The sequence below is a fragment of the Streptomyces sp. NPDC126503 genome (assembly GCF_040302405.1).
Lineage (GTDB): Bacteria > Actinomycetota > Actinomycetes > Streptomycetales > Streptomycetaceae > Streptomyces > Streptomyces gulbargensis.
In genome coordinates this window covers 1-8,847 of the sequence record NZ_JBEORS010000049.1, presented here as the reverse complement: position 1 = coordinate 8,847, position 8,847 = coordinate 1, and the positions used below count along the sequence as shown (strand labels likewise).

The window sequence follows — 8,847 nt, the reverse complement described above, 5'->3', positions numbered from 1 at the left end:
GGCGCCCAGACCCCCCCCTCCCCCCGGCGCCCCGGCACCCCCGCGGCGGGGCCCGCCCCCCCGGGGGGGGCGGGCCCCCCCCCCCCCTCTCGTCGTACGTCAGGTCACCGGTTCCGGGCCCGGGCCCGGTGGGGGCAGGGGGCCCGGCTGCGGGAACGGCTCCGGGGCCGGGCCCGGGGACGGCGGGTCCGGTTCGGGCTGCGGCGGGGCCGGCGGGACGGGATCGGGACCGCCGGGGCCGGGGCCCGGTCCGGGCAGTGGGCCCGGCTCGGGGCCGGGACCGGGGCCGGGCGGGGGCGTCGGGTTCGGCGGGACGGGATCGTTCGGGGGCGTACTCATGGATCCTCCTTCCATGGCGCCGGGGACTCCATGTCGAAGCCTCGCCTACCCGCCCGCGCGGCGGGCACTCACGCGGGTCCGCCGCTCGGCCGGGGGCCGTACCCGAAGGTGAGGACGCATGGTCGGCCCGGGGGCGGGCAGGAGCGGTCCGGTGACTCTCTCCGACGCTGTGTACCTCGCCCTGGGCGTCGGCGCCCTGGGCGCGGCGGTGGTGCCGCGCCTGGTGTTCCGGCGTCCCCTGTCCATGCCCATGGTGTTCGTCGCGGCGGGCGCCCTCGCGGCCCTGCTGCCGTGGGGCATACCCGTGGTGGACCCCGTGGACGACCGTCTGTGGGTCGAGCACGCCACGGAAGTGTGCGTGATCGTCTCGCTCATGGGCGCGGGGCTCGCCCTCAACCGCCCCGTGGGGCTGCGGCGCTGGCGCGGCCCGTGGCGGCTCCTCGGCATCGGGCTGCCGCTGACCATCGCCTTCGCCGCCGCCACGGCCGCGCCACTGCTCGCGTGGCCGCTCGCGCCCGCGCTGCTGCTGGCGGCGGTGCTGTCGCCGACGGACCCGGTCCTCGCGGCGGAGGTGCGGGTGGGTGAGCCGACCGACGAGAAGGACGACGAGGACGAGGTCCGCTTCACGCTCACGGCCGAGGCGGGGCTCAACGACGGGCTGGCCTTTCCGTTCGTCCTGGGCGCCGTCGCCCTCGCGGCGGCGGCCGGGCAGGACGGCGGGTCCTGGGGGTGGCTCGGCCGGTGGTTCCTCGTGGACGTCCTCGTGCGCATCGGCGTCGGCGTGGCCCTGGGCATCCTCGTCGGGCGGCTGCTCGGCCTGATGTTCTTCCGCGCCCCGCAGCGGTGGCTGCGGCTGTCGGAGCACATGGAGGGGTTCGTCGCGCTCGGTGCCACCTTCTTCGCGTACGGGGTGACGGAGCTGGCGGGCGGCTACGGGTTCCTCGCGGTCTTCGTCACCGCGTGCACCGTGCGGGCCGCCGAGCACAGCCACGGTTACCACCGGGTCCTGCACGAGTTCACCGAGCAGGTCGAGCGGCTGATCACCGTCTTCCTGCTGTTCCTCCTCGGCGGCTACCTCGTGTCCGAAGGCCTGGCCGAGCTGTCCTGGCGGGGGGCCGTGGTGGCGGTCCTCCTCGTCGTGGTGCTGCGGCCCCTGGCCGGGTGGCTCTGCCAGCTCGGCATGCCGGTGGCGCGGCGCGAGCGCCTGGTCACGGCCCTCTTCGGGATCCGCGGGATCGGCTCGATCTTCTATCTGGCGTACGCCCTCGGCCACACCGACGCCTTCGCGCCGTACGCCCGTGAGCTGTGGGCGGTCGTCGGCTTCACGGTCCTGCTCTCCGTGCTGCTGCACGGCGCCGCCGCCACCCCGGTCATCCGCCGCCTGGACCGGCTGCGCGACGCGGGACGGCAGTAGGAGCGGGAGCCCGCCGTCGTCCCGCCGGCCCCTCGGACCGGCCCCGCCGGACCCCGGCCCCTGTCCGCGCGCGGTCGGGGGCCGGGGCGCGGTCGGGGGCCGGGGCGCGGTCGGGGGCCGGGGCGCGGTCGTGATCGATTGTCAGTGGCGGGTGAGAGCGTGGGAACACGTCGAGCCCGAACGAGGGGGAGCCCGTCATGGCCGGAAACCAGAACTACATCAACCACGTCGCACTCGTGCTGGACGCCAGTTCGTCCATGTCGCATCTGAGCGGGAAGGTCGTCGAGGTCGCCGACCAGCAGATCGCGTATCTGGCACGCCGGTCGCGCGAGTTGGACCAGGAGACGCGGGTCACGGTGTACGTCTTCGCCGACAAGGTGGAGTGCGTCATCTACGACAAGGACGTGCTGCGCATGCCGTCCCTGAAGCAGCTGTACCGCGTCGGGGGGATGACGGCGCTGCTGGCGGCCGCGCTGAAGTCGCAGCGGGAGCTGGCGCTCACGGCGCAGCTGTACGGCGACCACAGCTTCCTGACGTTCGTTCTGACGGACGGGCAGGAGAACGCGAGCCACCGCTCGCCCGACGCCCCCACGCGGGATCCGAAGGAGCTGGCCCGGGCGGTGGCCGGGATGATCGAGACGCAGAAGGACAACTGGACGCTGGCCGTGCTCGTGCCGGATCAGATGGGCAGGCACGAGGCCATGCGGTGCGGCTTCCCGAAGGACAACATCGCCATCTGGGACGCCACCAGCACACAGGGTCTGGAGGAGGCCGGGCAGGTCATCCAGGAGGCCACCGAGAAGTTCATGGTGGGCCGCACGAAGGGCATCCGCGGCTCGCGGGCGGTGTTCTCGACGGGCGCGGAAGCCGTCAACAAGGACACCATCAAGGCGGCCGGTCTCACGCCGGTGCAGCCGTCGGAGTACCGGCTGCTCGACGTGACGCGTGACGGGACGATCCGGGACCGGGTGGTCGAGTCGGGGCTCGAGTACCGCACGGGCTGCGCGTTCTACCAGCTGAGCAAGTCGGAGAAGGTGCAGGCGCGCAAGCGGATCGCGGTCCTGGAGAAGAAGACGGACCGGATATTCACCGGGCCGGAGGCGCGCACCCTGCTGGGGCTGCCCGATGTGGAGGTGCGGGTGCGGCCGGACCACAACGACGAGTTCACGATCTTCGTGCAGAGCACCAGCGTGAACCGGAAGCTCGTGCCGAACACCCGGCTGCTGGTCATGAGCTGACGACCGGTGCGGGGAGTGCCGGCGGGCGCGGGCCCGCCGGCTCCACCGAGAGGGCCGGGGCGGTGTTCAGTCCCCGGTGACGGCCGGGCGGTGGTGGGGGTGGGTCACGCGGGCTGGTCCTTGTCCGCGGGGAGCCACACCTGGAAGGTCGCCGGGTCGATCGGGATCGAGACGTGTTCGTGCGTGACGGCCCAGGTGCCGTCCGTCCGGCGCAGGCAAACGGTTTCCCGCACCCAGACCGAGGCCTGGAGGCCGCCCTTCCGCTCCCCCGTGTCGCGGTGCAGCATGTGGGCGACGGCGAGGTCCCCGCTCGTCACGAGGTGCATGTCGTGCGTCTCCAGGCGGATCGGGCCGACATAGCCGTCGAACCAGCGCAGGAAGTTGCGGCGTATCTCATCCGTGCCGGTGAACCGGAGCGGCGGGACGACGTCGTAGTAGACGGCGTCGGGCGCGTAGCAGGCCATCAGGCGGTCGATGTCCTTCGTCTGCTGGGCCTCGGTGCGGCGGGCGAGAAAGGCGCGGATCCCGGTCTCGTCGCTGGTGGTCGTCATGGCGTACTCCTTCGCGTCGGTAATGCGGTGTGTCCTCGGGGGCCGGGGCGGCCCGGGCGGCCGCTGCCGCCGGCGCCGCGTTCCGGTCCGTCGAGGAGTACGACGGGACGGGCCCCGGAGATGTGAGGTGCCGGTGCCGCCTCACATCTCCGGGGCCCGTCCCGTCGTAGAGGGTGGGAGATCATCCGAGCGAGGGAGCAGCGACACATGACCACTCCGGCCGAGACGGCAGGCGGCCCGCAGGACCCGCCGCTGAGCGCGATCACCGGTGAGCGGCGGCAGTTGATCAACCTCGCCTACCGGATGCTGGGGTCGGTGGCGGAGGCGGAGGACGTGGTCCAGGAGACCTACGCCCGCTGGTACGCGCTGTCCCCGGAGCGGCGGGGTGCCGTCGCCTCGCCCGGCGGCTGGCTCACCAGGGTCGCCGGGCGCATCTGTCTCGACGTGCTCCGCTCGGCGCGGGCCCGGCGGGAGAGGTACGTGGGGGAATGGGTGCCGGAGCCGGTGCCCGCGGACACCGACTGGCTCGGCGGGCCGTTGCCGGGCGGTGCGGCCGATCCCGCCGACCGGATCACGCTCGACGAGTCGGTGAGCATGGCCTTCCTCGTCGTGCTGGAGTCGATGACACCGGCCGAACGGGTCGCGTTCGTGCTGCACGACGTCTTCCGCTACTCGTTCGGCGAGGTGGCGGAGATCGTCGGCCGCAGCCCCGCGGCCTGCCGGCAGCTGGCGTCCTCGGCGCGCCGCCGTGTGCGCGCCGCGCGGGCGCCGGCGGCGCCGACGGTCCAGCAGGCCCGGGTCATCGGGAGGTTCAAGCGGGCCTGGGAGGCGGGGGACATCGCGTCGCTGGTCGGTCTGCTGGATCCGGCCGCGACCGTCGTGGGCGACGGCGGCGGGCTCGTCACGGCCGCGCTCCGTCCGGTCGAGGGCGCGGAGCGGATCGCCCACTTCTTCGCCACGCGCGTCCTGCCGGACGGGCTGACGCTCGACGAGTGCGTGGTCAACGGCCAGCCGGGGCTGGTGGCGCGTCTGGACGCTGTCGTCCGGTCGGTGTACGCCTTCGAGATCGTGGACGGCCGGATCCGGCACATCTGGGCGGTGCTCAACCCGGAGAAGCTGCGGCCGTGGACCGAGGGGACGGCTCCCTAGGGAACGGTGTGTCCGTGCCCCCGGCGGTCCGCCTCGCCCCGACGGCCGGTGACCGGAGTGCCGAGGGGGCGTCCGGCACCGGCTCCGGTCAGTGGCCGCCCAGGCCCGGGAGGCAGGTGCCGTCCAGGGTCCGTCCGGTGACTTCGGCGGTGGCGGTGCCATCCGTGCCGATGAGGCCGTTGACGCAGACCTTGCCGGTGCCGCCGCCGAGGGCGATGTCGCGGGGCAGGCCGCCGGGGCCCGGGGCGCCCGCCCGGTACTCGACGTCCTGCGGGGAGAGTCCGAGGGCGGCAGCGGCGGCGGCCCGGATCTCGTCCTCACCGGCGGGCTTCGCGGCCAGGCCGCGCAGGGTGCGACCGAGGCGCTCGGCCGCACCCTGCGCACCGGCGCGCTCCTGCGGGGTGAGCTCCGTCTGGCGCCGGTAGCCGTGGTTCTCCGCGTACTTCTGGTCCGGGTCCTGCGAGATGCAGGGCGTGCCCGGGGCGAGGGGCGGCTCCATGGGGGCCGGGCAGTACCGCATGTTCTCCGGGGCCGACGCGGCCGGCGGTGTCCTCGGGTCGTCGGCGGGATCGGCGCATCCGCCGAGGAGGACGAGCCCGGCCAGAAGGAGGGCGCCGGTGGCGGTGCGCGGCGTGGGACGGCTCATGTGATCATCCTGCGCCCTCGGCGGCGCCCCGGCGACGACGGCCGGAAGGATGGCCGATTCCGGCCGGTCGGCCCGGCGCCCCTCCCCCGCGTCGGCGGGCCCGCGGCTCATGCCGTGGGAGGCGCCTCGGTGTGGGCGCGGCGGTGGGCGGCGACGCGTTCACGGGTGGCGCAGCGCCGGGAGCAGTAGCGGCGTTCCGCACCGCTGCCCTGGGCCAGGAAGACGTTCGGGCAGCGGGGGGACGCGCAGACGCCGCCGGGTGGCCGCCGCCGGTCCCAGACCAGGACGGCCAGGGCCATGCAGGACGAGGCGAGGAACCACTCGTCCCAGGGGGCGTCGTCGTCGCTGTCCAGGTGCGGGTGCCAGGGGGTGTCTCCGCCGTGCGAGGTGAGGCGGAGGGGGCCGGTGTGGTCCCTCAGGAGAAGGTTGAGGACGGTCGCGGCCGTGTCGGTGTCCTCGGCGGCGAAGACCTCCCGCAGCCGGGCGGCGGCCTGTCGCATGCCCGCGACGTCCCCGGGGGTGAGGTCGAGGGGGTCGGTCTCGCCGTGGGCGCGCAGGAGGGCGGCGATCTCCTCGGGGCCGGGGGCGCCGTCGCCCGTGAGGGCGTTGATCAGGTCGGCGGTCCGCCGGGCCGTGGCGAGGACGGAGTGCCGGGCGGAGCGGTCTTCGGTGAAGGACACCCGGGGAATGTAACGCACCTTGTGGAGGTTTCCGTTACCTCCGTAACGTCCCGGCCATGACGAAGCGTTACGGATTACGGGTCCATCTCGCGGGAGCGGTGACCGCCCGGGTCGGGGACGAGATGTCGGGGCCCGCCCTCCTCCTCGCGGGGCTCGCCCTGACCGGGACGGCCGTCGAGGCGTCCTCCCTGCTCGCGGCGAGCGCGGTCGCCGCGGCGTTGGGCGGGCCGGCCCTCGGGGCCCTCCTCGACCGGTCGGACCGGCCCGGTCGTCTGCTGGCGGGAGCCCTCGCCGGGTACGCGGCGGGCCTTGTCCTGATCGCCGGGGCGCTCGGCCGACTGCCCTTCTCCGTGATCCTGGCGATGGCCGTGGTGACGGGCCTGGTGGGGCCCGCGCTGTCGGGCGGGTGGACGGCTCAACTGCCCCGCGCGGTGGGTGGCGGGGAGGGCCTGGACCGCGCGAACGCGCTCGACGCCATGACATTCGGCGTTGCGGGCCTGGCGGGACCCGTCCTCGCGGGCGGGGCGGCGGAACTCCTGGGGGCACCCGCCGCCGTGGTGCTCTCGGCGGTGCTGGTCGCCCTGGCCCTGCCCGCCGCCTGGACGCTGCCCGCCCGTACCGCCGGCGTACGCGGCCCTCGGCCCGCGCCGTCGGGCGCGGCTCCGGCCTGCGTGGTGCGGGTGATCGCGGGAAGGCCCGCGCTGGCCCGGGCCACGCTGACCTCAATCGTCTCCGCCGTCGCCCAGGGGATGGTGACGGTGTGCGTCCCGCTGCTGGGGACGCGGGTCCTGGGCGGGGCCGGGCGGGGTGCGATGCTGCTGTCCTGTGCGGCGGTCACGGCCCTGGCGGCCACGGCCGTGCTCGCGCGGTTCCCCCGCGCGCTTCCCCCGGAGACGGTCATGGGGGCGAGTGCGCTCGTGCTGGCCGCCTCCTCGGCCCTGGCTCTGTGGCCGCACCCCGCCGCCCTGGTGGCGGCCTTCCTCCTGGCCGGGGTGGGCGAAGGACCGCAGCTGGCCGCCTTGTTCGCGATCCGGCACCGGGAGGCCCCGGACGGTCTGCGCGGTCGGGTCTTCACCACCGGGGCCAGCCTGAAGATCACCGGGTTCGCCCTGGGCGCCGCGCTCGCGGGGCCGGTCGCGTCCTGGTCCCTGCCGGGTGCCCTGGTGGTGGCGACCGGGGTGTCGGTCCTCGCCGCCGTGGTGTCCCTCGCGGTCCGGTGCACCCGTCGGGCGTGCGTCAGGGGTCGTCCTCCGGTGGGGCGGTGAGGGTGCGCAGGGCGCTCAGGAGGTGGCGCAGGGCCGGACCTGGCGGGCCGGGGCGGACCGCCAGGGAGGTGGTGACCGGCGGCCCGGCGAGGGGGCGCACCGTGACGCCGGGCAGCCGGGGCGGCTCGCGTACCTCGTAGAAGACGGTCCATGACGGTTCCGGCGAGGTGCCGATCGCCGCCAGGGTGCCGTGCAGGTCCGTGAACGGCGGAGCGGGCGGCGGGGCGGGACCGGCGGCCCGGAGGGCGTCCGTGACCAGGTCGTGGAAGGGCGGGTTGCCGTCCCGGGGGGCGAGCCGCAGCGGGAGTCCGGCCAGGTCCTCCGGGCGGAGGGTGTCGCGGGCGGCGAGGGGGTGGCCGGCGGGCAGGGCCACGAGGAGCGGGTCCTGCCAGAGGGGGAGCAGTTCGAGGCCGGGGGCGGCCGGCAGGGCCCGTACGAGAGCGGCGTCCAGCTCTCCTTCCCGTACGGCCGCGAGGCGTTCGGTGACCGGCAGACGGCGCAGCCGGACCTGCACGTCCGGGGCGTGCGCGGCGAGTCCGGCGAGGAGGCGGGGGATCCGGTCGCCCGGCGCGTGGACCACGCCGAGCCGCAGCACCCCGTCCGCGCCGGCCACGATGTCGGCGGCGATCCGGGCGGTGCGGTCGGCGGCCGCGAGGACGGCGCGGGCCTCGGGGAGCAGGCGTTCCCCGGCGGCGGAGAGGCGGACGCGGCGGGTCGTCCGTTCGAAGAGGACCACACCCAGCTCGCGTTCGAGCCGGCGGACCTGCTGGCTGACGGCGGACTGGACGATCGTCAGCCGCTCGGCGGCGGCGCCGAAGCCGCCCGCGTCGGCGACGGCCACGAAGTACCGCAGCTGTCTGAGCTCCACGGCCCCTCACCCTCCCGATTCATCACGATCCGTGATCACTGTCTTCGCCAACCGGCGGTGGTACGGGGCTTCTTCCCGGGCTCGAATGGTGGCGAGTCCACGACAGGAGAGACCATGACCGTGTCCCACCGCTCCCTCCGCCCCGGTAGCGCCGCCCCGCTGATCGTGCGGGCGGAGGACGCCGAGCGGGTGCCGCTGCCGCACGGCGGCGCCTTTCTGCTCCTGGCCGACGCCTCGGACACCGGTGGCGCCCTCGGCGTGAACCGGCTGACCCTCGGCCCCGGCGCGACGGGCGCCCGGCCGCACCGCCACGAGCTGTCCACGGAACTGTTCCTCGTCCTCGGCGGCGCCCTGCGGTTCACCGCCGCCGGGCGCACGACCACCGTCACCACCGGCGGTCTGATCTGCGTCCCGCCCGGCGTGCCGCACTCCTTCGGCGCCGCGCCCGGCTCCCCCGCCGACCTCGTCGCCGTCCTCACCCCGGGGGTCGACCGCTTCGACTACTTCCGCGCCCTCGGACGGATCCAGCGCGGCGAGGAGTCCTTCGACAGCCTCCTGCCGGCGCAGGAACTGTACGACGTGCACTTCCTGCCGCCGGAGGACTAGGTGTATTGACCCGCAGCGTTGTTGACGCGGGTGATGGGCGGGTGTCCGCTGAGTGCGGTGTGGCAGCGGTGGTGGTTGTAGGTGTGGAGGA

General features: G+C 75.0%; 9 protein-coding genes. 5 read left to right on the top strand and 4 right to left on the bottom strand.

All coding sequences use genetic code 11. From position 1 onward, the window contains the following. Positions 1–490: 490 nt before the first annotated feature. Entirely contained in the window at positions 491–1,753 is a 1,263-nt protein-coding gene (locus tag ABTY40_RS30610) for a cation:proton antiporter (RefSeq protein ID WP_352062492.1), read from the top strand. 197 nt (positions 1,754–1,950) lie between these two features. Next, entirely contained in the window at positions 1,951–2,991 is a 1,041-nt protein-coding gene (locus ABTY40_RS30605) for a vWA domain-containing protein (RefSeq protein ID WP_352062491.1), read from the top strand. Between the two features lie 104 nt (positions 2,992–3,095). Here ABTY40_RS30605 and ABTY40_RS30600 read toward each other — a convergent pair whose 3' ends face one another. After that, positions 3,096–3,542, bottom strand: a complete 447-nt coding sequence (locus tag ABTY40_RS30600) for a YybH family protein (RefSeq protein WP_352062490.1) — start codon at positions 3,540–3,542, stop codon at positions 3,096–3,098. 207 nt (positions 3,543–3,749) lie between these two features. Here ABTY40_RS30600 and sigJ point away from each other — a divergent pair, with 207 nt between their 5' ends. Next, the gene (sigJ, locus tag ABTY40_RS30595) at positions 3,750–4,691 is read left to right on the top strand and encodes an RNA polymerase sigma factor SigJ (RefSeq protein WP_352062489.1); all 942 of its coding nucleotides are present in this window, start codon (positions 3,750–3,752) and stop codon (positions 4,689–4,691) included. Between the two features lie 88 nt (positions 4,692–4,779). Here sigJ and ABTY40_RS30590 read toward each other — a convergent pair whose 3' ends face one another. Both ABTY40_RS30590 and ABTY40_RS30585 read right to left on the bottom strand, forming a co-directional pair. Further along, positions 4,780–5,337 carry a precorrin-3B C(17)-methyltransferase gene (locus ABTY40_RS30590; protein ID WP_352062488.1) on the bottom strand — a complete coding sequence of 186 codons (558 nt, stop codon included), beginning with the start codon at positions 5,335–5,337 and terminating at the stop codon, positions 4,780–4,782. A 107-nt stretch (positions 5,338–5,444) separates the two neighbouring features. Next, positions 5,445–6,017, bottom strand: a complete 573-nt coding sequence (locus tag ABTY40_RS30585; protein ID WP_352062487.1) for a CGNR zinc finger domain-containing protein — start codon at positions 6,015–6,017, stop codon at positions 5,445–5,447. A 56-nt stretch (positions 6,018–6,073) separates the two neighbouring features. Here ABTY40_RS30585 and ABTY40_RS30580 point away from each other — a divergent pair, with 56 nt between their 5' ends. After that, positions 6,074–7,282 (top strand): MFS transporter, encoded by a 1,209-nt coding sequence (locus ABTY40_RS30580; RefSeq protein WP_352062486.1) that lies wholly within the window; start codon positions 6,074–6,076, stop codon positions 7,280–7,282. Here the strand turns inward: ABTY40_RS30580 and ABTY40_RS30575 are convergent. After that, the gene (locus tag ABTY40_RS30575; protein WP_352062485.1) at positions 7,254–8,150 is read right to left on the bottom strand and encodes a LysR family transcriptional regulator; all 897 of its coding nucleotides are present in this window, start codon (positions 8,148–8,150) and stop codon (positions 7,254–7,256) included. The genes ABTY40_RS30580 and ABTY40_RS30575 overlap by 29 nt on opposite strands. A 114-nt stretch (positions 8,151–8,264) precedes the next feature. Here ABTY40_RS30575 and ABTY40_RS30570 point away from each other — a divergent pair, with 114 nt between their 5' ends. Further along, a complete protein-coding gene (locus ABTY40_RS30570; RefSeq protein ID WP_352062484.1) occupies positions 8,265–8,756 on the top strand; it encodes a cupin domain-containing protein in 492 nt (163 codons plus the stop codon). Positions 8,757–8,847 lie beyond the last annotated feature (91 nt).